Here is a 25,858-nt window from a genome sequence, read left to right on the forward strand (position 1 = left end):
TCCGTGCAGATGTTTCATGATGCGGCGTTTTTTACCTCAAACAATGAAGTGCTTGACCAGGGCATTGAGCTCATCGGCCAGGCCCGCGAGTTCACGACTGGATGCATGAGTCTGGTTCGCACTGCTCGACGCTTGCACACAAACATCGCGAATATTAAGCAGGTTGCTATCGACTTCACGGGCCACGTGGGACTGCTGCTCGGTAGCACTGGCAATGCTCAAGTTGCGCTCGTTGATCTGCACGATCGCCTCTGCGATCAAACCCAACGCCAAGCCCGCCTCGCGGGCAACTTCCAATGTTTTTCTTGTTTTGCCGCTGCTGTCCTGCATGGCGCTGAGAGCACCTTGGCTGCCCTTTTGCACCGAGTCGATAATGCTCTCGATCTGCTTGGTCGACTCCTGGGTCCTCTGCGCCAAGGCTCGTACTTCGTCCGCGACCACGGCAAAACCGCGCCCGCTCTCCCCTGCCCTTGCCGCTTCGATCGCTGCGTTCAAGGCCAGCATGTTGGTCTGCTCGGCGATACCACGGATGACGTCAAGCACGGTGGTGATTGCGCCAGTCTGTTTTGCCAGAAACTGCAAGGTGTCTGTGGTGTTCTCGATATCACCCGTCAGCGACTCGATTGAAGCCACAGTCCGACCCACACTCCCCCGGCCGTCTAGAGAGCGTTGCTCGGTGGACTGAGAAACCTCGGAAGCTGAGGCGGCATTGCGCGCGACATCCGCAATCGCAGTGGTCATTTCGTTGACCGCGGTGACGGCCTGATCCAGTTCGCCGCTCTGTCGGTTCAAACCACGCGTGGCATCCTGGGTCACCGTACTCAACTCCCCGGCGGTCAAGGCCAGTCGCTCGGCAGAGCGCATAATATGTTCGACCGTGCCGCGCAGTCCTTCTTGCATCCGCTGCAACGCGTGCAGTAAACGGGCTGGCTCATCGGTTCCGAACGAGTCGATCGGATAGCTCAGGTCGCCCGTGGTGATGCGTTCGGCGGCCGTTAACGCGACCTTAAGTTGCTTGAGAAGACGCAATACCATCGAAGTTGCTAACACAGACCCGGCCAGAAACAACACCAGCAAGCCGGCCGACATCAGAATCACATCGTTGCGGGCACTGTCGCGTCGCGCAGCAAGCGCGTCGGCAAGCGCAGCCAACGCCGGCCGGTTGAAATTGAACAAAGTGTCGATGGTTCGCGTATAGGCCGCTATGTAATCAGCGACCGGATACAGCGGGACACTGGCCGAGATCAGATGTGTGTCGGTCAATTTCAGTGTCTGTTCGACCTGCGATCGCAGTGCCGTCAGGGGAGCACTCAGCAGTGCATTGAATTGCGGGCTGACGGTATTGACCTTGGTGAAGGCGCGATTCAACTTGTCGAAGTTATCCATCGCCTGAGTCGTCAGGCCACTCAGCACGGCGCGCTGCCCGGGCTGTATTTTCCCTTGCGCCAGGTACAAGGCACCCGTCGCGCGCAGTTGTTCAAGCAACTCGCTGGTCTGCGGCAGTTCGACCAAGGCACCAGTGATCAGATAGTAGGTTTCGAAGATCGGATCCAACGACAACTCGAAGTGATCCAGCAGCGAATCTTCAATTTGAAGACAAGCGGTGATCAATCGGACATGCCGCGTCATACTCTGCGCGCCATCGACTGAGACGAGCGAAATATCGCGCGCCAGTTCGCCCCACAGCCGGTGCACCTGCTGCAAAGACTCCAGCAAGGAGGAAGGAACCGACGCGTCGTGGAGTTCGCGTTCGGTTCGCTCGAACTCGCGCTCCACTTCGGCCAGCTTGCTTTGTCTCTCTCCATCTAAAGCGCGATTGCCGCCCAACACCGCCGAAGAGAGCCCGCTATGTTGCTGCATCAGTTGAATGAGGTGAAGCAGTTGCTGCACGGGTTGCATGCCACGAGACTCTTGGACAGCCTGGCGACTCTGACTCAAGGCCCCGAGTACATACAGGGAGGTCGGCGCGGCAATCAACGCCAGACACAGCAGTGCCAATAACGTGAACTTGCCGGGCAAAGACAGGCGTTCTAACACTTTCATGGATTGGCTCTCCGCACGTTGTCAGGTACTTGCAGGTGAACGCTCATGACGGCAATCGCTCTCGCGCCATCGGTTGAACATTTGCGCAAGGCAGAATGAAGCCGTTTACCGAAAGTCCCCGCGCCAGATCCAACACTGTGAGGGGGTGGTGGTTGACCGTGACTGTGCCAAGAGCGAAGTCGTTGCGGATCCTGTTGTCGCTTGTCACCGGCGGTTCGATGTCAGCCGGTGAAATTTCCAGCACATTAGCGACGGCATCCACCACCACACCGATCGTTTGCATATGATCGGCACGAGCCAATTCAAGGATGACGACACACGTGCGCGGGCCCACTTGCGTGGGGCGGCCAGCCAGATGCTGGCTCAGGTCGATCACCGGTACCAGGGTATTGCGCAGTCTGATCGCACGGTGCAACTTTGGCGTCGAGGCCGACTTGACGATCAGTTGACTGGCCTCGACGATGGCGTAGAGGTTCAACGTATTGATCGCGAAGCGCTCACCGAGAAGTGTGAACGACAAGTAATGCTTGCTCGATGCCGGGCTGATAGCCGCCAACTGAGGGTCGATGCCGCCACGCGCCAGAGCCTCTTTTTTATCCCGCAGGTGGGTGGTCAGCTCAGCCAACGCGTACATCTTGTCAGCGAGGTCAATAAAATCCTTGTCGACGGTGATGCCAGGTTTATGTACCGGCAAACCCGTCAGGGGGCCTGGCTTCTCATGTGTCGAATGCTCGTCCACATCCACCAGTGAGCGTCTAAGCGCGATCGATGCATCGTTGAGCTGCTCGATCGTTTGACGGGCGAGTTGCTCCAACCTGACGGGCTCAGCCTCGGCGTGCGGGTCGACAGGTCTGGTCGTCACCCTCGGCACACGCCAAAGGCTAACCGCCAGCCAGACAAGCATCGCCAGGCCCGGAGTGAGCAGGAGCAGCCAGAACCCCACCTCATGCATATCGATCAACTGGCCCATTGCATCATTCCTGAAAACCCACGACGAAACCGAGCGTCACAGGGACACTGACTCGCATATTCTTGAACATGATATTTCCGCTTCTCAGGTTGCACAGAACACTTGCAGCGCAAGCGTTCGAACTTCAGTTTCGGACTGTTTTACTGGGTACATCACACGGTTCGTCTTACTCACCGGGTAGCATTTCCGAGACCCGTGTCAACGCAGCAAGCTCGTCCACCGAAAGTACCCGGGCGATATCCAAGAGGATGACGAATCGCCCCTCTACCTTGCCCATTCCCAGGATGAAGTCAGTGCGGATATGTGCGCCGAAGGCCGGTGGCGGTTCGATATCCGCCGGGGCAATTTCCAACACTTCATTCACCGCATCGACCAGCACGCCAATGACCTGCTGCTCGTCAGAATGGTCCACCTCAAGGATGACGATGCAAGTGCGCCGACCGACCTCCGCTTGCCGGCCACCGAAGCGAGCCCCGAGGTCAATTACCGGTACCACCGCGCCGCGCAGATTGATCACGCCGCGGATACTGGGCGGCATCATGGGCACACTGGTGAGCTGGCCGTATTCGATGATCTCCTTCACGCTGAGCGTGCCCACTGCGAACTGTTCACCGGCCAGGGTGAAGGTCAGGTACTGTCGCACTTGCCCCGCGCCGCCGGCGCGTTCCACCTTATTCAACGGGTTCATGGCATTACTCCTGGAAACGCACAAAACCGGCCGGTACAGCCATTTCCCTGGGGCTGCCGGACCTCGTTGCCGACGCGGAGACCATGAGATTGGTGCTTGGCTTGGCCCGCGTGGTCGCAACGCCGCGCCCGCTATCCCCTTGGTTGGTGAGGCTGAAAAAGCTCATCAGCTGTTGCAGTTGCTCGGCCTGACCGCTCATCTCCTCGGCGGTGGCGGCCAGTTCCTCGGAAGCCGATGCGTTCTGCTGGGTAATCTGGTTGAGTTGGTTCATCGCGGTGTTGATCTGACCTACGCCCGAGGACTGTTCATCCGAAGCCGCAGCGATTTCCTGGACCAGGTCACTGGTCTTGGCGATGCCGGGGACGATTTCATCCAGCAAGCTGCCGGCGCGTTCGGCCAGGGCCACCGACCCCTTCGCCACCTCGCCGATTTCCTGGGCGGCAACCTGGCTGCGCTCAGCCAGCTTGCGCACTTCCGCCGCGACGACAGCGAAACCCTTGCCGTGCTCGCCGGCGCGAGCCGCTTCGATTGCCGCATTCAGGGCCAGCAGGTTGGTCTGGTAGGCAATGTCGTCGATGATGCCGATCTTGTCGGCAATGCTCTTCATCGCCGCGACCGTGTCCTTGACTGCCGCGCCGCCTTCGACCGCTTGCTTGGCGGCGTTACCGGCCATACTGTCGGTGACCCGAGCGTTTTCGGTGTTCTGATCGATCGAGGCAGACATCTGCTCGATCGAAGCGGTGGTTTCCTCGACGCTGGCCGCCTGCTCGCTGGAGGCTTGGCTCATCGACTGGGCGGTGGCGGAAACCTCCTCGGAGGCGCCGCTCAGGGCGTTGGCCGCGCCGCGCACCTCACCAATGATCTGCGAGAGCTTCTCGACCATGCCTTTCATCGCGGCGAGCAGGCTATCAGTATCGTTACGGCGCAACGGGATGGTCACACTGAGATCACCAGCCGAAATCCGCCGTGAAATTTCCGCGGCAAATTGCGGCTCGCCACCCAACTGACGAGTGAGGCTGCGCGTTATCCAGAGTGCCAGCCCTAAGCCGATAACCAGCGCCAAACCAAGAAGCGTGAAAGACAGGAAACGAGTATGGTCGTATTCCATCTGCTCTCGCTGATCGTTCTGTGCGAACGACTCTTCCTGCATTTCAACCATGTCGTTAAGCAATCCGGCGTATTGAGCCTGTGCGGGCTCCAGCTCACCATAAAGCACCTCGGCTGCCTGATCGTTCATATTTGCGGATGCCAACTCCGTGACGCGGTCAGCGACCTGGGCATAGCCCATGCGAGCGCTGCGCACGCTACTGAAAAGGTTTTTTTCTTCTGGGTCGTCCAGTAACTTTTCCAGGGCGTCCATCTGTCGAATGCGATTTTCGCGGATCGCCTTGAGCCTGTCGCGAAGCTGCTTCATTGACGGTTCATCAGTCTTAAGAATCAAATCACGCAAAGTAGTACTGGTATCGTTGACGCTACCGACCAAGTCATTACTGATTTGAACTTTGGGATAGGCATTGCTCGTTATATCGTTGACGATCATGTGCACATTGAAAAGGCCGCTCATGCCGACAATGGCCATCATCACCATCATCAGGAGCAAGGCGGCAAATCCGGAGCCGAGCCTGGCACTGACACCCATTCTGGAAAAAAACATTCTTTACTCTCCTTTGACGCACGGTCGACAAAATTGGCGGCAGGCTGCGGCTCACGAGCAGTAACGGGAAGGCGGCAGACGCGCCGATGATGCCGGTCTTATGCGATAAGCCGACATAGGGTTGAACTGTTTTTTCGGTAGGTATTCTGATGGGTTCGGTAGGGGCCCTCTGACCCCTCCCGTGAAAGCCGGATTGCGTCCGTGAATAATCAGGTACGGTGCTCAAAGAACACCGCTGTCATTCGATAAGCTGCTGCCTCACCGCGTAGCGGATGATTTCCACGCTACTGGAAAAACCCATTTTGTCCATCAGTCGAGCCTTGTGAGTGCTCACGGTTTTGCTGCTGATGGTCAACATTTCGGCGATTTGGGTCACGCTGCTGCCGCCGGCAAACAGGCGCAGCACCTCAAGCTCACGCTCGGTAAGCACGCCGTGATAGGGATGTTGTCCCGGCCCTGGGCTACCAAGCGCTATGCGCTCGGCGATTTGAGGGTCGAGAAAACGTGCGCCAGATGCCACGCGACGAATAGCACCGAGCAGCGTCTCGAGTGAACACACTTTGCAAAGGTACCCGTTAGCGCCAGCCCGGATAGTCTGCAAGGCGACCTCAGGTTCGTCGTGCAGGCTCAACACCAGTATTTTCTGGTCCGAATACTGGGCGCGAATGCGTGAAATCATCTCTACGCCGCTGAGTCCCGGCATGTTCATATCAAGCAACAGCAGATCAATATCGCCCTGTTGTAGCCTGTCCAACGCCGCGGCACCGCTCTCGGCTTCAGCCATCACTTGCACATCGTCGGCGAAAACGAACATCTGCTTCAGTCCCTCGCGCATGATGGCGTGGTCATCGGCAATCAACAGGCGGATGGATCTGGACATGATTCTGAGTGCATTGGCTGGGCTACCGGGAAGGACAGACTCATGGTCTGATCAGTAGCGAGCGTGGCATGCTGCGATCCGAACGCCTACACGCCTTAGGTCGTATTGCACGCGCCAACGCATGCCCGACGTTTGCTCATGTCCTGCTGGCGTATGCGTGGATCGATCAGAGCAATTGCTTGCTCATCGCATAACGCACGATATCGGCGGTACTGAGAAATCCCATCTTTTCCATCAAGCGCGCCTTATGCGTGCTGACGGTCTTGTGGCTGATGACCAGCTCCGTCGCGATGCTCGAGACACTCAGGCCTCGGGCGAGCAGTCGCAACACTTGAAGTTCCCGGTCGGTTAGCGCGTCATGCTCATTGCTGGGTCCCAGGCCTGAGGCGGCAAAGGCCATTTGTTCGGCCAATCCGGCATCGATGTAGCGCCCCCCGGCCGCTACGCGACGTATGGCCGCGAGCAGGGTCTCGGGGTCGCGGTCCTTGGTGAGATAACCTGAGGCGCCCGAGCGGAGCGCGCGCTGGGCGATCTGCACCTCATTGTGCATGCTCAACACCAGGATCGGCAGTTGCGGGTAATGGGCACGTATCCGCGCGACCAGGTCATCGCCACTGATACCCGGCATGCTCATGTCCAAGAGCAACAGGTCGATACCACCTTGGCGCAGCCGCTCGAGCAGCAACACGCCGTTTTCCGCCTCAGCCACCACACGCAGATCCGCAGCCAACGCGAAGAGCTGTTTCAAGCCTTCGCGCATGATGGCGTGGTCGTCGGCGATCATTAATTTGATCATCTGTCCTCCGGGTCTATCTGAAAGGGAATACTCACCTGCACACAGGCTCCCTGCCCCGGGGCACTGCTTATGCTAACCGTTCCGCCAAGCATGTGTCCGCGCTCATGCATGCCGAGCATCCCAAGTGTGCCCTTGGGCAATTGCGCTGGATCGAAGCCCTTGCCATTGTCGGATACTTCAATCACGACGTGTTCGGCAAGACACTCCAAGCGAATATGCACCTGACTCGCCTGGGCGTGGCGGGAAACATTGGTCAACGATTCCTGTATGAGGCGAAAGATGGCGGTGGCACGCTCGTCATCGAGTTCCAATCTAGCCGTTGGCGCCTTCAGTCGACAGGCAATGCCTGTGTTGCTCGAGAACTCGGAAACCAGCCATTCGAGCGCCGAGGTCAGTCCCATGTCGAGTGCCGAGGGACGCAAGGCTGTGGCCACATTGCGAACCACCTGAATGGTTTCATCGACGCGCCCCATCAAGACTTGGACCCGTTCCACCAACAACGGTTGATCATTGCCAAACTGCAGGCGCAACAGCGAAATACCAATGCGTAGCGCGCTGAGCTGTTGGCCCAGTTCGTCGTGAATTTCCCGGGCAATGCGCTTGCGCTCTTCTTCGCGCGTGGACTCCCGGTGACTGGACAGCTGGCGCAACTGCGCGTGGGACTCCTTGAGGCGCTGCTCAGCTGCACGCATGGCACTGACGTTGCGTCCAACGGCAAGAATACTCACCAGCCCCCCGTATCGATCACGTTCAGGCACAAGGCGGACCTGATAGCAGAAAACCTCTTTGCCCCGTTTAACCGGAACGCTGATCGATAACTCCTCCTCGGTAACGTCGCGCGTACCAATAAGCTGTTCAAGCGCATGGTGGAAGAATCGTGCGACATCCGAATCCGGCGATACTTCACAGACGTTTTTGCCAAGCAGAAAATCCAAGGGATGGCCAAGTAAGTCTCTCGCTGCGGGGTTGGCATACAAGAAGCGACACCGCAAATCGAAACGAGCAATGATATCGGGCGTGTTTTCCACCAAGGCGCGGAACTCTTGTTCACGGGTATGCAGCAGTCGTTCGGCGTGTTTACGCTCGGTGATGTCGCGAGCGATGCCGACAATCCTCTGCACATGCCCATCGGGGCCAATGACAGGGATCAGCGTGGAGTGGAAAGTCAGGCGACCGGCAGGCAAATCCAGCTCATGTTCCTCGTCAAGTGGGACACCGCCGTCCACGCAGCGCCGATACGTGGCGATTGCCACCGCTGCGGCATGTGTCGGCAGTGTCTGTTCCACGGTTCTGCCGATCAGTTCAGTGCGCCCCTGACCTGTCGCCCGCTCAAAGGCTGGGTTGAGTTCAATGTAGCGCAAGCCCTCATCGGTCAGTTCCAGCAGGAACAAGGGGTCCATGGAGTTATCGAAGATGTCCCGGTAGCGCCGTTCGCTCTCGAGCAGCAGCGTCTCGGCACGCTCCCTCTCCTTGGCAATGGCAACCAGGTGGCTGGCTTGGCGAGTACGCTCCTGCACCTTCAGTTCAAGACGCTCATGGGCGTCCTGGATCCGTCCGGCCATTTTGGCAAAGGCGCGGGCCAGTTCACCGATTTCATCGACGGACCGGGTGGGTAATTGTTCAGGACAAAGACGCTCTTTACCCACGCCGAGCTGCCGTGTCGCCTGGACCAACCGGAACAGCGGATGGGCCACCTGTTTTTGCAGGATGGAGCGCAGGATCAGGATTTCCACCAATAAGGTCAGTAGCCCGAGAATCACTACGATAGCCAGGTTATCCAGAATGGCCGGCACCATCAGTGTCCGTGGATAATGGATCGCGAGCACCCAGGGCGTATCGGGAATCCGGCCCACCGCGACGACGTCATCCGGCGTCTGGACTATCCGTGCATGACCCGGCGTCAGGGTGGGAACGGCTTCGAGTAGTGGATAGTGCTGGACCATCTGGAGCGATTGGATAGAAGCCATGCCCGCGCTGCTTTTGATCTGTTCCATGACGAAAGGGTGGTAAATCAGCGTACCTTCGCTATCGTCGATGAACAGCGTGCTATAGGCGCCCTGCATGGCGGGCTTGGCCGTACGCTCCATCAGCGCGTCAAGCAACACATCGACACAGGCCAGAATAGTGTGCTTGCCCGAAACATCGACCACATCGGGCGTGGCAATGGTGGTCATCCAGGCATTGTTGGAGAAATCCCAGTACATCCGGGTAAACAGCGTCTCATGGTCCGAGGTGCCGAAACCGCGTTGATAGAACTCATACGTTTCAAGCTTGAGCGCCTCCGGGCCCGAGTAGGTGAACACCTTGGCGACATCGGCATCCTGGTAAATGGGGAAGCCTTTTTCCGGCACCACACCATAAAAGTTGAACAGTCGGCCCTCGGTGCTGGAACCGTATTTATGAGACAGCAGGTACGACAGGGCAAATCGTGCCTTGATGTCGTCATTGGGTTCGATATCGGGTGCATAGGTCGCCGACATCCTGGCAAACCGACGTCCATCGGCCAGGGGCTGGCCTTCAAACAGATGCGGACGCTGAGTATAGGAACCATCCTCATGACGGTAGAAAATCTGCTGGAAATCTTCTACCAGCCTGGCCTTCATGCCGGGACGGGCCAGGATTTCCTTGAACTCCTTGAGGAAGTTCCGCTGCAGATCCTTGATCTCCCGAAACGGCAAGGACTCACGCTGCAAGGATTGCTCGGTCGACAATAGCAATTGCCAGGTCACGTCCTGTTCGATCGTGGTGGAGTTGACGTAATAGGAAATCGCCCCGCCGCCCAGCGACACCAGACCGATGCGCACGATGGCAAGACGCAAGGCGCGGGTCGTGAGCGAATGCTTGGGGGAAACACCCTCGGAGTTCTCTGGCACCATCTATCGATTACCTCTGCCGCCATCACCCGACGGCGGCGTCCGATCTGCATGCAACCTGTTATCGATCAGCGCAATGGCGCATAGGGTGACAGGGGAGCGACCGGCAAAGGCAGGTTGCATGGCCAAGGGTCGAAGGTGTAATGGCACCTTAAACTCATAGCACCTCCCACAGTTGTCCGCCATCGCCCATGGGTTCAGTGTGGACCATGGATTCTTTATGGCAACGGACATCCTCGATCTGGAACACATCACTGAGTGTCTGCCAGCACTACCTGATTGCGCCCCCGAGCCTTGGCGCTGTAAAGAGCCTGGTCGGCTTGCTTGAGCAGGTCGCCCACCGCACCCTCCTGGGTAAAAGGCATGACCGCCAGACCTATGCTCACGGTGACCACACCGAAGGGTGACATCGCATGGGGCAGCGCCATGTTTTCCATCGCCAGGCAAACTGCCTGAGCATGGTCCAGCGCCCCATCTACTCCGGTGGTGGTGATAAGCACAAACTCCTCGCCGCCGTAGCGCGCCGCCAAATCACCTGCCCGCTGGGCATGCTCCTTTAGCGTGCGGGCAACGTTTCGCAAACAATCGTCACCGGCTTGATGTCCATAATGGTCGTTGTATTTCTTGAAGTGATCGACGTCGATCAGCATCAGCGACAAAACGGTACCTGCGCGTAACGCGCGACGCCATTCGCTGACCAACCTCTCATCGAAGTGCCGGCGATTGGCAATGCCGGTCAAGCCATCGGTGGTGCTCAGCTCATACAGTTGCCGATTGGTTTTTTCGAGCTCGCAAGTCCGGTCCTGCACCTTGATTTCCAAATGTTCGTGGGCGTCCTGGACGCGTTCGGCCATTTGGGCAAAGGCCCGGGCCAGTTCACCGATCTCGTCGGCGGACTGGATTGGCAGTTGCTCAGGCCGCAGACGCTCCTTGCCCACGCCGAGCAGTCGCGTCGCCTGGAGCAACCGGAACAGCGGAACGGCCACCTGTTGTTGCAAAATGGAGCGCAGGATAAAGATTTCCACCAACAGCGTCAGCAACCCAAGGACGACCACGATGAGCAGGTTATCGAGAACGGCCGGGGCCATCAGCGTCCGAGGATAGTGGACTGCGAGCACCCAGGGCGTATCGGGAATGAGGCCCATCGCGACGATGTCGTCTTGTGTATGGATAATCCGCGCCTGACCAGGTACCAGCGAAGAAACGGCTTCGAGCAATGGGTAATGTTCGGTCATCTGGAGCGACTGAATGGACGCCTTGCCCGCGCTGCTCTTGACCTGTTCCATGACGGTGGGGCCGTAGATCAACGTGCCCTCCCCATCAGCAATGAACAGCGTACTGTACGCGCCGTGCATGGCGGGCCTGGCGGTACGCTTCATCAGTTCATCGAGCAGCACATCGACACAAGCCAGAATCTGGTGCTTGCCGGACGCATCAGCCACATCGGCGGTGGCGATGGTGGTCATCCAGGCGTTGTTGGAGAAATCCCAATACATGCGGGTAAACAGTGTGTCGTTGCCGGGTGTGCCGAAGCCGCGCTCATAGAACTCATAGGTTTCAAGCTTGAGGGCATCCGGCCCCGAATAGGTGAACACCTTGGCGATATCGGCGTCCTGATAGATGGGAAACCCCTTTTCAGGCACCACGCCGTAGAAATTGAACAGTCGGCCCTTGGTGCTGGAACCGTACTTGTGGGACAAGATGTAGGACAGGGCAAACCGCGCCTTGGTGTCGTCATTGGGCACAATGTCAGGCGCGTAGGTCGCCGACATCCCGGCAAAACGGCGTCCGTCGGCCAACGGCTGGCCTTCAAACAACTGCGGGCGCTGCGTATAGGAGCCATCTTCGTGACGGTAGAAAATCTGCTGGAAGTCGTTCACCAGCCTGGCCTGCATGCCAGGACGAGCCAGGATTTCCTTGAACTCATTGAGAAAGTTCTGTTGCAGATCCTTGATTTCACGAAACGGCAAGGCTTCGCGCTGCAAGGACTGCTCGGTAGACAGCAGCAATTGCCCCGTCACTTCCCACTCGATCAAGGTGGAGTTGAAATAATACGAAATCCCCCCCGCGCTCAGAGAAACCAGACCAATGCGCAATATGGCAAGGCGCAGGGCACGCCTGGTCAGCGAATGCTTAGGGGATACGCCACTGGAATTTTCTCCCACCATCTATCGATTTCCTCTACCGCCTTCTCCCGACGGCGGCGGTTGACAACATGAACTCTGTGACCGATCAGCGCATTTGCGCATAGGGTGAAATCGGCTCGAGCGGCAAAGGCAAGTTGCCTTGCCAAGGGTCAAAGGTGTATCGCAGGTACAACAAGGCGCGACTCGGCGCGTAGTCTTCACTGTGCTGCCAGGCCAATCCGCCGCCCAATACGAGGTGATCCGAAAGACGGCGTTCGACCAGGCCTTGCAGGCGCATGTTGGCCCCGCTGGTGGAGCTTGCGGCCTTGACCTGACTCACATCCTCGGCGGAAAAACCTGCCTGCTGCACGTGGCTCAGCCAGTTCGCCCCGGCCCCCTCCAGGGGATAGAGTTCACTGGCCTGGGTGGTCGCATAAGCCCAGCCAAGTGAACCTTCCAGCCGCACCGACCAGTCGTCGTTGCGCCAGGCGTAATCGAGCGGAACACCCAGAGAGTAATAGTGCTGCGGGCTGTAGTAGCCGCCCTGCCCCAGAGTGAAATCGCTCAGGTCCTTGTCATACCCCCAATACATAAGCGTCAGGCCGGTCTGCAGACGCTCGTTGGCCCGTTCGATCAGGTTGTAGTAGTAGCCGCCCATCGCTGAGCGACGGCTGTTGTCGGCAACATTCTCGCCTCGCAGCCAATGGGCACCAAGACTGGCCCAGACACCGTCCACCGCGCTGGTCGCATGGCTCACATCAAGGCGTAGGCCATTGGCGGTGACGCCGCCCCAGCGAACGCCGCTGACGGGATCGACGGCCCCAGCGTGGGACAACAGCGAATCGCTCACCGGTCGCCGCGAAGCCGTGAGTTTCCAGTTCAGGCTGTTCCAGTCACTGGCAAAGCTGACCCCGCCCAACCAGTTCGCGACGGGGAAGCCTTCGGCGGAATGACCGATATCCAGGGCCCAGCGCTCATCATGCCAACCGATTGCCAAGGTGTTGCCCCGCGCCCGTTGCGTCTCGCCCGGGCAGCCGCCGGGCGACAGCTCACCGGTTGCACGATTGCGCAGGCGAATCGCGCAGGTACCGAATCTTTCGCGATGCAGGCTGTCGGCATCGGTGTCGAAGCGCCCGGCATCAAGGTCGACGTTTTCGGCCTGGACAAAGCCCTGGCCTTCGGCAACTGGCGCGTCGATACGCAAGATGGAGGTCTGGGCCAGCAAGTCGGAGGTACCCGGTGTGGTGTTGTCAGTACGCCAGGCGATGTCATGGTAGAGGTGTACCGTCGGATTCTGTTGCTGGTACACATCCTCGACTTCCTGACGCAAGCTGCGTGGCAGCCAGTCGTCGGTGTCCTTCTCGCGGCTGGCCAGGGTCAGGGCGCGATCGTCCCGGGGGCTGGCCTGGGCTGGGCTCAGCAGGCCGGCAGCCGCCATGCCACGGGCATACTGATCCAGAGCCACTTGAGGTTGTTGCCTGGCCATCAGTCGGGCGCCATCGCGGTAGATCAACGGATCGCTTTGCGGGGTGTTCAGCAATTGCGCGAACAATGCGTCGGCCTTTTCCGGATGGCCAACGGCGGCCCAGGCATTGGCCAGGCGTCGCAGATGGTCAGGGGTCGTGGTTGGCGCCACAACCATCTGCTCCAGCCGTTGCTGCGCCGGTTGCATTTGACCATCGGCGATCAGGGTTTCGATCAAACCCAACTGTGCTTCGACATTCCGTGCATCACGCTGCAATGCCTGACGGTAATAGGTTTGAGCCTGAGCTCGGTCACCGCGCTGCAAAGCCCAACCGGCGACTGCCACCAAGTCTTCGCTGTTCGGCTGCTGCAAGAGCAGGGTCACCGCCTGGGCTTCCTGACCCGCATCGCGCAACGCTTTGGCTCGCGCCAGCAGCAGACGGCGCTGCAACTGACCGGCCAAGTCCCGCATGGGCTGACTCCAGGCCGATCGTGGGATCTGTGTCAGTGCGTCCAGCGCCTCGCTGTCCCGGCCGTTGGCGTTCAAATACAGCGCCTGGGCGTAACGCGCCTCGGGATTGTTTGATTGACGCTGCATGAGCTGGCGGAAGGTGTCCTCGGCCGCGCCAGTCTGGCCCAGCGCCTGCTGAGCCTTGGCCAAATGAAAGGCCAGCCAGGGGTCGTCCCCATCGAGCATGCGGGCCTTGAGCAGCAGACGGTTGACCTGCGCCCAATCGGACCGTCGCGTGGCAACATCGGCTTGGGCCTTCAAACCCGCGAGCGCGAGGCTCTGGCGCAACGCCTGGAATTCGCGCTGCTGCGCAGGCGAGAGCTTATCGAGAAAGGTCTCAAGCTGATCGGGTGAATGGGCCTGGTACAGACGGACCAGGGCCCATGATGCCCTGGCATCGCTCGGCCGTATTTTACGGGCCTGCTGGTACGCCTTCTCGGCCTTGACCAGCTCATTGCGCCGCAAAGCCTGGTCACCCTGGCGCAACAGTATCGAATAATGGTCGACGGTTTTCGGGCCTTGCTGCCGACGTTTGGCCGCGGCCTGCCAGGCTGGATCGGCCAAGCGTTGTTGTTGAAGCTGCAACTGCCCGAAGGCTTTTCCCTTGAGGGGCGAATCAGGATAGTGAGCGACAAAGTCCTGCCAGCCGCGCACGCTGTTCGGGCTGATGGGCAGACGACTCAGGTAGTTGTATTCCTGCTCGGCGGCGTCCTTGCTCGCCAGTGGATCACCCGCCAACCGATGCAGGATCGCCAGGCCCTCGGCGTCTTTTTTCTGCGCGAACAGCAGGTTCGCAAGCACCAGTCGCAGGCGGATATTGCCCGGATACTGACGATCCAGTGCCTGCAACTGGTCGATGGCCGCTGCCCGCTGCCCGGGCATGCCGCTGCGTGCCTGCCAGTACTCCACGGCGCTGGCAAGATCCGGCGGGGCGTCGCCGAATAATTGTCGGTACATTCCGACCGCCTCCTGGGCCTTTCCCGCCGCCGCCAGTTCCCGCGCCCGATGCAAGCCCTGCTGCCCGATCGCGCTTTGCAGCGTGAACAGGCTTCGCGCCTGGAGCAATTCCGCGGAGTCCGGCGCCTGGCGCTGCAAGGTCGCCAACAAGCGCGCAGCCAGCGGCTGATCCTGTTGCAGCAGTGCCTGGCGGATCCCGGCGACCAACACTCGCGGCTGGTCGGGGGCAATCAGGTTCAGGCGCGCCAACGCGTCACGGACCAGGTCTTCGCGATAAAGCGCTTCGCCGGTACGCATCTGCTCCAGAAACCGCTGTTGCTGATCAACCGGGGTGGCCGCCTGGCTTAGCACTGGCCCACAAAGACATCCCAGCAGCGCCCATCCCGTTACTTTTTGCATACGTCCACCCAGTTCGGTAGCAGACGTCCGTTCTTGTCAAACCGATATCGCCGCTCATCCCAGCCTTGACCGAATAACAGCAAGGAACGATTGTAATAAGCATCGGGGGCGGGTGGTTCCTGGCGCAACCGTTCACGTTGTCCCTTCAATGCCTCAGCGCTGGCGGGTGCACTGGCCAACAGGGGCAGCAGAGCCGCGGAAAAACCCACGGGGCCTCTGCCGGTGTCCGCACCGGTACGGGTGTCGAGCATTTCCGGCACCGCCCCCAAACGCGTGATCAACGCCAACATGGGTTGGAAATGCTCGAGCAACTCACGCCTTCCAGACGCATCCTCGGCCAGCATCCCGAGCCATAGATAGACTCTGATCGCGTCGTAGCTGCCCTTGGCACCCGTCACGCTGTCGGCTGCCCAGCCCTGCCCGGCTCGCCACAATAACCAGTCGGGAGCCAGCCCCAAGGGCGAGCCCTCCATCAGCAAGCGCTGCGAGTTGGCGGCGAGCTCACTCCAGATCGGCGCCACTTGGGCAAATCGCGCCAGCAATTGCGGGGGTAGGTAGCTGGGGTTCAGTCGCCAACTGTCGGGGCCATCGAAACCCTGCCCTCCAGGGAGCAGCATCAGGCCCAGCCCTGGCACATTGCGCATGCTCTGCGCCGCACTCAGCCAGAGCATATTGAGCCCGAGCTTCTCATAGGCAGGTTGGCGCCAAAGTCGACCCGCCTCCAACAGGCTGTAGGCGATCCACAAATCGGAATCGCTGGCATTGTTGGCGTCGAGCACCTTCCAATGGCCTTCCTGGTCGCGGCCCCACTGCCAGGCAGGTAACCGACGAGACAGGTCGCCGCCGGCCAGATTGTCCTGGGTCCAGCTCAACAACCGGGCAAAGCTCGCCCGGTCATTGGCCAACAACGCGAAGAACAGGCCATAGCTCTGCCCTTCCGACGTGGTGATTCGTTGCTCGGTGGAGGGGTCGACAACCCGGCCGTCAGGGCTCACCAATGCCTGTTTGTAACTTTCCCAGGCCGGCCAGCCACACTGCGCAGCACTCGCCGGGCCAACGACATACAGGCTCAACAGCAGCACCAGAAAACCTCTCACGGGCATCACTCCTGGCTCATCAGCCGCCGCCGGGCAACCCAACTGAGCGAGCGCCACAATACGAATGCAATGAGCAGCACGATCAGCACCACCGTCACCGCCAGCAACACCGGATGCTCGGAGAGCTGGAACCAGAGCAACAACCACCAGGGCAGATGTCCGACGAAGTACTGCTCGCCAACCTGGCTGCTCTCTACGCCGCTGCTGCGCAACAGCGCTACAGAACCTGCCACGGTGTCCATCTTCCCGCCGTCAGCGAGCGTATCGCGTAGCAACTGGTAACCGGCATCATCCTGGGCAAGCAGCGCGACAATGCTGCGCTGCTCATGGAACGGCGACTTGAGGCCGGCAAAGGCGGCAATCGGCGCCTGGGCCGTGACCTCGACCCGATGGGCCGGCTGGCGCCTGATGTCGTTGAGCTGACCGGCACGCGCTGACGAACCGTTCAGCGCCTGGCTGGACGGTTCCAGCAACCAGTCATGGAGCTGATCGAGCATCAGGTTCGTATCGGCAATCTCGCCAATGCCCCTGGCAACCCCTCCCAGCACCAACAGGTCGGCGTCCGTGCGGGTCGCCATGCCCCAGTCGGCAGACAGTTGCAGGCCCAGGGCCGGCGCCCCCGAACGTGCACTGATCGCCGCGAGGGTTTCGAGCAACGTGCTGATCTGCACGGCACTGCCTTGGGCTGGCACCATGACCAGCGTTTCCGACAAATCGGCCATGCGCGTGAAGGGGAAGCCGCTGCGAGCGAACGCCTTCAGGTCCGGCATGGCGATGAAGTGGTGATAGCCGGACAGATCGATCGTCGAGGCGTCGTCAACCGCCGCCTGATTGCTTGCCGGCAACGTCGTCTGGCAATGATCGCGTTGAGCGCTGCCAAGGGTGCTGGCAAAGTTGAAGTCGAAGCGCAAAGTGTTGCGTTCGCCGATTTTCAGCGCGGGCACCCACACCTTCTCGTCGGGATTGGCAGGGTCCGTGGACAGCACCGCCAGGCGCAGTCTTTGCAACTTCGAGCTATCACTGCTTGGCAAGGGCAAGCTGCTGATGAATTGATCATTGAGATTGATGTTCAGCCGCGACTCATCGGTGACCACGCTGGGCGTATAGCGATAGTTGATCTGCAACGGGACCCCTTGACTGCGCCAGACAAACAGATCCGGCGGCAGGTTGAGATCGACGCTGATCGGCGCCGGACGCAGGCCGCTCGCCTGCAATTGCCCGGGATAGCTGATCAACTCGGCGAAGCGGACAGCACGATCGGTGCGAATCCAGTTGGGTGCATCGTAGGGTTGCCGGGGCTTGAGTTGCTGCACCTTGTCCACCGTCACACGCGAACCGCGCAACAGATCCCCGCCCAGCGCCAATGCGCGGGCAGCGACCAGTAGATCCTCATCGTCACGACCGAGCACCAGCAGCACCTTACTGTGAGGCGCCTGTGGGTTGTCGATCATCTGCAGCACCGGTGCCGCTACCTTTGGAAACTGCTCCAGGTCGGCCAGGAACGGCGGGCGACGGTCATTGGTGGCGAATACGATCGCAGGCGTGGCTCCGGTCACGGCCTCGGGCAGACGGTCGAACAACACCGGAAAACGCATGCCACGCCAACCGGCCTTGCTGCCGAAATAAGACGCCAGGACCCCCGCCGCGCGTTGCTCGCCCAATGTTGGCGACGCCGCGAAAACCATGCTCAGGCTCGGTTTGTCCTGGCCCCGCGAGTCGAAGAACGGCAAGGGGAAATAGGCCAGGTCGTTCTTCAAGGACAACGCCTGCTCATGCAGTTCGATCTCGCTGCGACGACCGATATTGACCCACAGCGCATTGTTGGCTGGATCCTCACAAACGTCGGTGTAGTGGCCGACGAACTCCAGACGCACCCGGTTGAAGTCGGTGATCAACAGCGGGTCTAACGCCACGTCGCGGAATGTCTTGCGCCCCAGGTGTTCTTTCTCGATGGGCAGCACACTGACGAGCACGTCATTGAGATACACCCGCAGATGTGACAACACTGGCAGCAACACTGGCGACGGCGTGTACTCCAGCCGTAAGCGGGCATCGCTGGCGATGCGGTCGCGACGCAACGAAAATTCGATCTGCTCGCTGTCATGAATGCCCAGCAACAGGTTGTCGGCAGCGTGACCCAACTGTGCGAAATTGTAGGTGTTGCTCCAGCTCGGGACCGAATCGAGCGGCGGCGTTGCGAGGCCTTGAGCCTGAGCGCCGCCAAGGGTCAGAAGCGCCAGGCCGGCAACCAGGGATTTACTGAAATAGCGACTCATGTTGGGCTCACTGACCGAGAAGAAGATGAAAAAAATGAGGACGGCATCCGCGGCAGGTAACTCAATAACCAGCCCACCAGGCGCAGTGGCGGTCCGGCCACACGGCGAACCCACAAAGGCAGGTATTGGTAGAGTTGGAAGTAGCCCTTGGCACCGAGTTTGAAAATATCGATCAGGCTATGCAGGGGCCTGTCCGGGACATAGTTCTCGCCCCAATTCAGCCAGGCATCGGCGCGGGCAAACGTGCACTGCACAAAATCGATTTTTTGCCGGGTGGACAGTTGGCCGAAGTTGATGCCAACGAACTGTTTGTGGCTGCGGCTGACCAGACCGGGAAACAGGAACTCTCGCGAGTCACGCTGCATCAACAACGAAATGCGCCCGCCAACCGGCAACGACAACGGCACATCGATCTGTACACCAACACCGCCATCGGAATAATCAAGCAGCGTGCCCGGGTACGAATGACCGCTGTCCAGACGCACCGCCACCGGTAACCGGGTCTGCACCCGATGCGTCTGGCGCACTTGGCGAACTTCAGCCGCGACCGCTACCGCCGCACCGAGGATCAACAGGTTGTAGATCACCCACAGAGAGCTCACCAGCACCGTGCCGACCTCATTGGCCGGCCCCGTGGACAACCGCCAACAGGCAAAACCCAGCCCCGCAATGTTCAGGCCCGCCAGGATCAGGTAGGGCCGGGCGATTTTCCAGTCGAACCGGTCGTACTCCATCAGGCCACCCTTGGAGGTGACGTTGAAGGTGCCTTTGTTCGGGCTGAACAGCGCCACTGTGGTGGGGCGGGCGATGTACCAGGCCAGGACGGTCTCATAGACCTCGCCCCAGAACGTCTGCCGATAGCGCCCCTGCATGCGTGAGTTGGTAAGGCTGGCATGGATCATCGGCGGCAAAACGTACAACAGGATCATCAACGCCGGGGCATAGATGATGTAGGCGTGCAGCAGCAGGAAAGCCAAGGGCGCGATCAAGAATATCAACCGCGGCAAACCGGCGAGAAAGTGCATCATCGCGTTGGCGTAGCAGATCCGTTGGAACACCGTCAGGCCCTTGCCCAGCAAGGGATTGTCGGTACGAAAAATCTGCGCCATGCCCCGGGCCCAACGGATGCGTTGGCCAATATGGGCGGACAGGCTTTCCGTGGCCAGGCCGGCCGCCTGGGGAACGCGTACATACGCCGAGTTCCAACCTGCGCGATGCAGGCGCAAGGCTGTATGGGCATCCTCGGTCACGGTCTGCACCGCGAATCCGCCGATCTCATCCAGCGCCGAACGCCGCAGCACCGCACAGGAGCCGCAGAAGAACGCGGCGTTCCACATGTCGTTGCCATCCTGGATCAGGCCATAGAACAGTTCACCCTCGTTCGGCCTGTTGCGAAACACCGAGAGGTTGCGTTCAAAAGGATCGGCGGACAGGAAGTGATGGGGCGTCTGGACCAACGCCAGTTTCGGATCGCGCAGGAACCAACCCACCGTCAACTGAAGGAATGAGCGAACCGGCATATGGTCGCAATCGAACAGGGCGACCAGTTCGCCGTCTATGCGACCCAACGCGTGGTTGAGGTTGCCGGCCTTGGCATGTCGATTGTCCGGACGAATGATGTAGCCGACCCCGACTTCGGCGGCGAACTGGCGAAAGGCTTCGCGCTTGCCGTCGTCCAAGATATGGATCCGCAGTTTCTCTTCCGGCCAGTCGATGCCCAGGGCGGCGTACACCGTGCCTCGAACCACCGAAAGATCCTCGTTATAGGTCGGAATCAGTAAATCGACGGTCGGCCAGTGCCGGGTATCGTCCGGCAACTGCGCCGGCTCACGATTCAGTGGCCAGCAGGTCTGGATGTAACCAAAGATCAGCACGATCCAGGAGTAAGTCTCCGCCGCCAGCAGCGCCAGGCCACAGGCCAGATCCAGGGGCTGATCCCAATTCAGCGTCGAGGTGTAACGCCACCACAGGTAACGGCAGGAGACAATGGTGGACAACACCACCATCAACAGGGTCGCGAAACGTCCGGGCATGCCGCGCACCAGCATGGTCAAGCCCCAGAGCAAGAGTCCGAAGACTAGTTGCTCTACATAACCGAACGGCTCAGTGATGCACAACACCGTCAGCAGAACCAACTGGGCGACCAGGAAACCGCCGAGCAACCATTGGCGGTGCCGCTCCAGGCCTTTCCACCAATGGACGCCCTGGGTGACTCGCGAGTGATCACGAATACGTTGGGTTTGCTGTTGGAGCGCATTGCTCAGCCGCAGCCACACCATCCGATTCAAGGAGACGACCCGCGTCCACCCACTAAACGAGTTCGACCGCTGCTCTGGCGCGACTGGTCGTATCAGCAGCAACCAGACGCTTTGCAAGACATAACGCAAGGGATCGCCGAGACTCGGCGACTTGGCGGCCAACTGTGGATACCAGCGTTGCCGCTGGTCCAGCAACTGGCGCCAGGCGGCTGACTCCAAGCGCAACACCGACCAGGCCAGGACGCTCGCCAACCCCAGCAGCAGCGCAACCAGCGGCCCGCATCCGTGCTTATCGCGCAAATACTGATAAGGGAAGCAGCGGGCGATCATACCCCCTCCCCTTGTCGGGTCTGGCACCATATCGCCAGGCTGAGCACGTCCTGCGCCACCAGACTGCCCGGCGCATAGCGGCCCACCGGCTGCTTGCAGGCCAATGCTTCGCGCATCGCTTCATCGCTGTGCACGGTCACCGGCAGCAGCCGTGCATCATAGTGTTGGCGCCAGATCAGCATCAGGTCGCGTTGAATCTGACTGGCCGGATCGAACCGATTGAGTAGCAGGTAATCGGCCATTTCCTCCTGCTGTTGCAGCAAGACATGACAGGCAGCATCGGCTTCGATCACCTGAATCTGCAATTGGCAGGACACGGCGCGGTCAAGCCAGGGCATGTGATGGGGTAGATCAAACAGTATCCAATCGAAGTGCTCGGCCAAGGCCCTCATGCGCCTGTCCCAGAGTCCGGGCTGAAGGCTCAACGCTTGCTCCAGTCGCATCTGGTCGGCTCTGAAGAGTCGACCATAGGGCAGCAGACTCAAGTTCGGCGCAAGGTTCCAGAACTGGCCTTTCCAATCCTGGCCGTCGAGCAGGTCTCGCGCCCAGCCATCCGTCTCCGTGACAGCCAGGTTGAAGTGCAGACGCAGCAGATTTTCCGGGCACATGTCCACCAGCAGCACGCGCTGCTCCAAGGCGTGCAGGGCATAACCGAGGGCCGCCAGCAACGAACTGCTGCCAGTGCCACCACGCAATCCGTGCAAACCCAAAGACGTCACGTTGCCACCTCCGGCTCGTTCTGACGCGCCAGCGAAACCCGCGCCCCAGGCACCCGTTGCGCCTGCTCGAATTCGGCGAGCAGCGGCCAGCGCTGCAAGGCACGGCGCAACTCTTTCTGAAGCGAGACGTCGACATATTTCAAGGCGGGCAGTTGCAACTCGGCCTTCAATCGAGCGATGTCATCGGCCCGCTCTGTGCGCGACAGCGACCTGGCGCTCATTTGGACATCGCCCGGTAAGGCAGCCATGCGTCGTTCTCCCTGATCCGTACATAAGGCGTTGCGGCGTAATCCAGCACAACGCTGTTTTCGCTCTCGGACACCCACGAGGTTTGCGCTAACCCTTTCAGCACAGTTTGCAAATCCGGCAGTTGTCCCTCGGCGCGAGAAGGCGAGGCATACAGTCGCTCGATGATTTGCGCCACGGCCAGGTAGCTGCTCGGTTCGCTGATGCGCAAAGGGGTGGAGCGCGGATTACGTCCCATGCCGATCAACTTGATGCCGACGGGCACCCGAGTGATCGACGGGCCGGGTATCTCACGCATACCGGGGAACTGCATGCGGTCGCCGCGCAGGGCCGCGCCGCGATCCGGCACCATCACCACGACCACGGGACGAGCGCTAAGCTCCAGTTGTTCGATAAAGCCGCTCAAGTCGTCCAGCAGAGTCTGGGCCCGTGCCTTGTAGTCGGCGCGGTGGCCAGCACCATCGGCCGTCACGAGCCGGTTGCCCTCATGCAACGTCAGGGTGTTGTAGAACAGCGCCACTCGCTGGTTGGGCTGAGCTTGGCGGTGCTGCCACCAAAGATCCAATACCTCGCCATCGCGCAACACCGGTGAGCCGTCTGGTCCCGCCAGCACGGGCGACAAATGACTGACATTCGTCTCCGGTTCCGGCAACGCGCCCAGGGTTTGTACCGCGTTTAGAAAGCCCTCGAACTGCCCGCTGTGATTGAGCAGGGTTTCACCGACGAAACCCTGTCGACCCAACGCGTCGAACAGCAGGCAAGACTCGTTGGCAGGGCTATACAACTGGCTGAGGGGCGTCTGGCCGCACCCGGCACGCAACAGCCGAAGCGTGGCCGGTACCCGCTCGGAGGCGGCCGAGTTGAAGTGGTCGAACAGCACATCCATTTGCCGCAGCAACGGGTGGTCGCGCAAACCGCTGAAATCCAGATCGTCCCAGGCCATGGAGTCAATGTTGATCAGCACCAGGTCGAAGGGCTGCGCGGCAGAGGTCGAAGGCTCGAATGCGACCCGTCGGTCGGCCTCGGCGCGGTAGAACTGCTGCAGGTAGTTGTCGACAGCCGAGCTTGCGCCCATGACCGTATCGCCCGACGGGCTTACCTGCGTGGCGTTCGACTCGTGGCCCGGGTACAGCACCAGCAGGTTGACACAGCCCAACCAGGCCAGACCGACCAGGCTCAGCGTAGTCATACGCAGCCAGGGCTGGACAAACAGATACGCCACCACCAACAGCAACAGCCAACCAAAGAGGTTCCAATCGATCAGACGTTCGGCCAACACAAAGAGATGGCCGGAGAAAAAGTCCGCCCCCGAAGGCCAGGCCATCCAACTGCTCAAAGGGGGCAGCCAAGTGTCTTGATAGAACAGCGCCAACGCCGCTGGCACAGCGATCAGCCGACGCCCGATCACACTGAAGCGGCTGTTCAGGGGCAACAGCAAAAACGCCGCGAACAACAGGTTGGGCAGCACCTGAACGTTTAGGTAGCCGCCCCACTGCAATACGAGTTTGATCATGAAATACAGGTTCCAGTGACCCAGGCCGGGCCACGCCCGCACGGTGCTTGCTGGGATCACTGACTCGAACTTACTCATGAGGCACACCCGGGTGCTGGCGCGTCGAGGCGTGCCGGGGTAAACGGTGAGGCTTCAAATAGCGCGGAGGCAGAAGGCTCTGGAGCCAGTCTCTTCCTTGGCGCCAGAAACCGCGCAACAATAGGGCCAGCGCCAACGTCAAAAAGCTGCTCGTAGCAATGACCTGGAGTAATTCGTAATAACTCATTCGCAGCAGTCCATGATCGCCAAACGGGCTCGCTCTGGCAGGTAGGCACCCATTTCGGCTCGCGCCCGCGTCACTGTCTCCGTCCCGTCCCGGGCCAGGCACAACGTGTCCGGCAGACTCGCGGCGTCATGGAAGGCGGTTCGCGGCAAAGCATCCAGTTCGGCAAGAGGCTGGCAGTCGCTGAAGAGAGTGCGCCACGGCAGGCGACAGATATTGCCCAGCGCCGATTCCAGGCCATCGCTGCGACAAGCGAACAGAAACAGATAGAAAACGCCATCGACCACGGTGGCGATATCGCCGAATCGGCGCAGGTTGATCTGGTGCAGGCATTGTTCGATCGTCAGCGCCGGTCGCGGCTGCAACCGCAGCAGTTGGTGCTCGACTTCGCCAGAAGCGCCGCCATAGATCTGCTCCAGCGCCGACAGAAACTCCCGAGGAGCCAACAGACCGCGCGTCATCGGCGCACGCAAGCGTGCAAGCAATGACTCCAGGTCGCGGCTCGCTCGCCTGCGGCGCCAAACCTGGCCCTGCACACTGTCGACCAGGCTAAAGAACCGAGGCAACGCGTTGCCAAAGGGCACGATGATGTTCGCTCCACAGGTCATCAACAGGCGCTCGTCGCGATAGCGCAAGCACGGCTCCATTTCCCGCACGATGATTTTCAGTGCCGTACCGCAACGCTGGCGCAACGCGTATAGGTCGCGGGCCAGCGCTTCTACCTGCTGGTCACTTTCGACAGCGACCATCACGCTCGCGGCGCGGGCCTGAGTGGCCTGTTGCAACAGGTCGATACGCCGCTCGAACACGCTCCACTGTTGCGATGGCACCGCAGCACCTTCCAGCACGGTGCGCTGGGCAAGATAGATGCGCTGGTCATCGGTGCGTGTCGGAGTTGGGCTAGCCTGCTCGGCCTGGGACAGGCCAAAGCCAGTGGCGTGCAGCTCGAACTCGAATTCCCGAGCGCCGCAAACGCCATGGTCGTTGTGCCAGAAGTGCGATTGATAGTGGATGCCGCCATCGCGCCGGTACAACTGCGCCAACCCGGACAAATACTCATCGAGACGAACCAACTCGCCATGCAGTCGCGGGGCCTGTCCATGGCACAACACCAGAAGCGTGCACCGATGCTCGCGCAACCAGCGCCGCATCCCCTCACACCACCGCTGCAGGCTCGCCGCGTCGAAGGCTTGCCAACTGGTTGCGGGCAACATCAGCAAGAGCAGGCTGCCAGACGTCGTTGCCGCGCGCCTCAACTCGGATGGCAGCGACTGGAGAGCCAAATGGATATCGGTTTCGGCGACCTCGAACAGGTGCGAAGGGCCAGTCGCGGATCGCTCATTCAGGGCACTGATCAATTGCTCTGGAACATAACCACTCCACACCAGGGTCGCTCGGTGTTGTGCAGGTAATGCCCTCAGCCCTTGTAGCGCCAAGGTCTCGGTATCGCCGACGCGGTCGACACAGACCCAATACAGTCCGCCCGAACGCATCGATAGCTGCTCATCCGGCATATCCCGTATGGCTAAGCAAACATGACTCAAACCCACACTCCTCCACGTCAGCGCGCTGAGTGAGTCACTCGTTCAATCCCAGGAAACGATGAACCGACATCCAAGCCATTCGAATGAACCAACGCATCAGCGACATCATTGTCCGTTCCGCACGGGAAACAGCGATGTCATAACAATGGCGCATAGTGCAGGTCACACGAGATATCACCTATCGGTGAAGGCTGATTTTAAGTAAGCATTTTGGTGGCGTCGGTAGGAATCCCCCTACCCAGATCCGATCAT

Annotated in this window: 17 protein-coding genes and 1 pseudogene; all 18 read right to left on the reverse strand. The window is 60.1% G+C overall.

What is annotated here, in order from left to right:
* Positions 1-36 precede the first annotated feature (36 nt).
* On the reverse strand, positions 37-900 hold the full coding sequence (locus tag BT116_RS31630; RefSeq protein ID WP_371856148.1) for a methyl-accepting chemotaxis protein: 864 nt from the start codon (positions 898-900) through the stop codon (positions 37-39).
* Positions 895-2,043: pseudogene (locus tag BT116_RS31635) on the reverse strand (nitrate- and nitrite sensing domain-containing protein); the annotation flags it as partial. The gene BT116_RS31630 and the pseudogene BT116_RS31635, both read right to left, overlap by 6 nt.
* Before the next feature lie 43 nt (positions 2,044-2,086).
* Positions 2,087-3,013 carry a chemotaxis protein CheW gene (locus BT116_RS30035; RefSeq protein ID WP_083569076.1) on the reverse strand — a complete coding sequence of 309 codons (927 nt, stop codon included), beginning with the start codon at positions 3,011-3,013 and terminating at the stop codon, positions 2,087-2,089.
* 166 nt (positions 3,014-3,179) lie between these two features.
* Positions 3,180-3,701, reverse strand: a complete 522-nt coding sequence (locus BT116_RS01005; protein WP_072339237.1) for a chemotaxis protein CheW — start codon at positions 3,699-3,701, stop codon at positions 3,180-3,182.
* Positions 3,702-3,705: 4 nt separating this feature from the next.
* Positions 3,706-5,340, reverse strand: coding sequence for a methyl-accepting chemotaxis protein (locus BT116_RS31640; RefSeq protein ID WP_072339922.1), 1,635 nt, complete (start codon positions 5,338-5,340; stop codon positions 3,706-3,708).
* Between the two features lie 253 nt (positions 5,341-5,593).
* Positions 5,594-6,235 (reverse strand): response regulator, encoded by a 642-nt coding sequence (locus BT116_RS01015; protein ID WP_072339239.1) that lies wholly within the window; start codon positions 6,233-6,235, stop codon positions 5,594-5,596.
* Between the two features lie 166 nt (positions 6,236-6,401).
* Entirely contained in the window at positions 6,402-7,031 is a 630-nt protein-coding gene (locus BT116_RS01020) for a response regulator (protein WP_072339241.1), read from the reverse strand.
* Positions 7,028-9,907, reverse strand: coding sequence for a PAS domain-containing protein (locus tag BT116_RS30040; RefSeq protein ID WP_083569077.1), 2,880 nt, complete (start codon positions 9,905-9,907; stop codon positions 7,028-7,030). The genes BT116_RS01020 and BT116_RS30040 overlap by 4 nt, the downstream gene beginning before the upstream one ends.
* 248 nt (positions 9,908-10,155) lie before the next feature.
* Entirely contained in the window at positions 10,156-12,072 is a 1,917-nt protein-coding gene (locus tag BT116_RS01050; protein ID WP_072339242.1) for a GGDEF domain-containing protein, read from the reverse strand.
* A 64-nt stretch (positions 12,073-12,136) separates the two neighbouring features.
* Complete coding sequence (locus BT116_RS01055) at positions 12,137-15,361, reverse strand: cellulose synthase subunit BcsC-related outer membrane protein (RefSeq protein WP_072339244.1); 3,225 nt, start codon at positions 15,359-15,361, stop codon at positions 12,137-12,139.
* Complete coding sequence (bcsZ, locus tag BT116_RS01060; RefSeq protein WP_072339246.1) at positions 15,349-16,464, reverse strand: cellulose synthase complex periplasmic endoglucanase BcsZ; 1,116 nt, start codon at positions 16,462-16,464, stop codon at positions 15,349-15,351. Before bcsZ ends, BT116_RS01055 begins: the two co-directional genes overlap by 13 nt.
* Positions 16,464-18,734 (reverse strand): cellulose biosynthesis cyclic di-GMP-binding regulatory protein BcsB, encoded by a 2,271-nt coding sequence (gene bcsB, locus BT116_RS01065; RefSeq protein ID WP_072339248.1) that lies wholly within the window; start codon positions 18,732-18,734, stop codon positions 16,464-16,466. The genes bcsZ and bcsB overlap by 1 nt, the downstream gene beginning before the upstream one ends.
* Entirely contained in the window at positions 18,731-21,322 is a 2,592-nt protein-coding gene (gene bcsA, locus BT116_RS01070) for a UDP-forming cellulose synthase catalytic subunit (RefSeq protein ID WP_072339250.1), read from the reverse strand. Before bcsA ends, bcsB begins: the two co-directional genes overlap by 4 nt.
* The gene (gene bcsQ, locus BT116_RS01075; RefSeq protein ID WP_072339252.1) at positions 21,319-22,041 is read right to left on the reverse strand and encodes a cellulose biosynthesis protein BcsQ; all 723 of its coding nucleotides are present in this window, start codon (positions 22,039-22,041) and stop codon (positions 21,319-21,321) included. The genes bcsA and bcsQ overlap by 4 nt, the downstream gene beginning before the upstream one ends.
* Positions 22,038-22,289, reverse strand: a complete 252-nt coding sequence (bcsR, locus tag BT116_RS01080) for a cellulose biosynthesis protein BcsR (RefSeq protein ID WP_072339254.1) — start codon at positions 22,287-22,289, stop codon at positions 22,038-22,040. Before bcsR ends, bcsQ begins: the two co-directional genes overlap by 4 nt.
* Positions 22,259-23,878, reverse strand: coding sequence for a cellulose biosynthesis protein BcsG (gene bcsG / locus BT116_RS01085; protein WP_072339255.1), 1,620 nt, complete (start codon positions 23,876-23,878; stop codon positions 22,259-22,261). The genes bcsR and bcsG overlap by 31 nt, the downstream gene beginning before the upstream one ends.
* On the reverse strand, positions 23,871-24,065 hold the full coding sequence (gene bcsF, locus BT116_RS31645) for a cellulose biosynthesis protein BcsF (protein WP_072339257.1): 195 nt from the start codon (positions 24,063-24,065) through the stop codon (positions 23,871-23,873). The genes bcsG and bcsF overlap by 8 nt, the downstream gene beginning before the upstream one ends.
* Complete coding sequence (gene bcsE / locus BT116_RS01095; RefSeq protein WP_256572535.1) at positions 24,062-25,612, reverse strand: cellulose biosynthesis protein BcsE; 1,551 nt, start codon at positions 25,610-25,612, stop codon at positions 24,062-24,064. The genes bcsF and bcsE overlap by 4 nt, the downstream gene beginning before the upstream one ends.
* Positions 25,613-25,858: the final 246 nt, after the last annotated feature.

The organism is Pseudomonas sp. NFACC16-2, assembly GCF_900119205.1.
GTDB lineage: Bacteria > Pseudomonadota > Gammaproteobacteria > Pseudomonadales > Pseudomonadaceae > Aquipseudomonas > Aquipseudomonas fluorescens_Q.

Excerpts from the sequence above, each read along its gene's own strand:
- bcsZ (WP_072339246.1), bottom strand. The coding sequence starts at position 16,464 with ATGCCCGTGAGAGGTTTTCTGGTGCTGCTGTTGAGCCTGTATGTCGTT.
- BT116_RS01015 (WP_072339239.1), bottom strand. The coding sequence starts at position 6,235 with ATGTCCAGATCCATCCGCCTGTTGATTGCCGATGACCACGCCATCATG.
- bcsG (WP_072339255.1), bottom strand. The coding sequence starts at position 23,878 with ATGAGTAAGTTCGAGTCAGTGATCCCAGCAAGCACCGTGCGGGCGTGG.
- BT116_RS30040 (WP_083569077.1), bottom strand. The coding sequence starts at position 9,907 with ATGGTGCCAGAGAACTCCGAGGGTGTTTCCCCCAAGCATTCGCTCACG.
- BT116_RS31640 (WP_072339922.1), bottom strand. The coding sequence starts at position 5,340 with ATGGGTGTCAGTGCCAGGCTCGGCTCCGGATTTGCCGCCTTGCTCCTG.
- bcsR (WP_072339254.1), bottom strand. The coding sequence starts at position 22,289 with ATGGCTGCCTTACCGGGCGATGTCCAAATGAGCGCCAGGTCGCTGTCG.
- BT116_RS01050 (WP_072339242.1), bottom strand. The coding sequence starts at position 12,072 with ATGGTGGGAGAAAATTCCAGTGGCGTATCCCCTAAGCATTCGCTGACC.
- bcsA (WP_072339250.1), bottom strand. The coding sequence starts at position 21,322 with ATGATCGCCCGCTGCTTCCCTTATCAGTATTTGCGCGATAAGCACGGA.
- bcsF (WP_072339257.1), bottom strand. The coding sequence starts at position 24,065 with ATGAGTTATTACGAATTACTCCAGGTCATTGCTACGAGCAGCTTTTTG.
- BT116_RS31630 (WP_371856148.1), bottom strand. The coding sequence starts at position 900 with ATGCAAGAAGGACTGCGCGGCACGGTCGAACATATTATGCGCTCTGCC.
- bcsB (WP_072339248.1), bottom strand. The coding sequence starts at position 18,734 with ATGAGTCGCTATTTCAGTAAATCCCTGGTTGCCGGCCTGGCGCTTCTG.
- BT116_RS01020 (WP_072339241.1), bottom strand. The coding sequence starts at position 7,031 with ATGATCAAATTAATGATCGCCGACGACCACGCCATCATGCGCGAAGGC.
- BT116_RS01005 (WP_072339237.1), bottom strand. The coding sequence starts at position 3,701 with ATGAACCCGTTGAATAAGGTGGAACGCGCCGGCGGCGCGGGGCAAGTG.
- BT116_RS30035 (WP_083569076.1), bottom strand. The coding sequence starts at position 3,013 with ATGGGCCAGTTGATCGATATGCATGAGGTGGGGTTCTGGCTGCTCCTG.
- BT116_RS01055 (WP_072339244.1), bottom strand. The coding sequence starts at position 15,361 with ATGCAAAAAGTAACGGGATGGGCGCTGCTGGGATGTCTTTGTGGGCCA.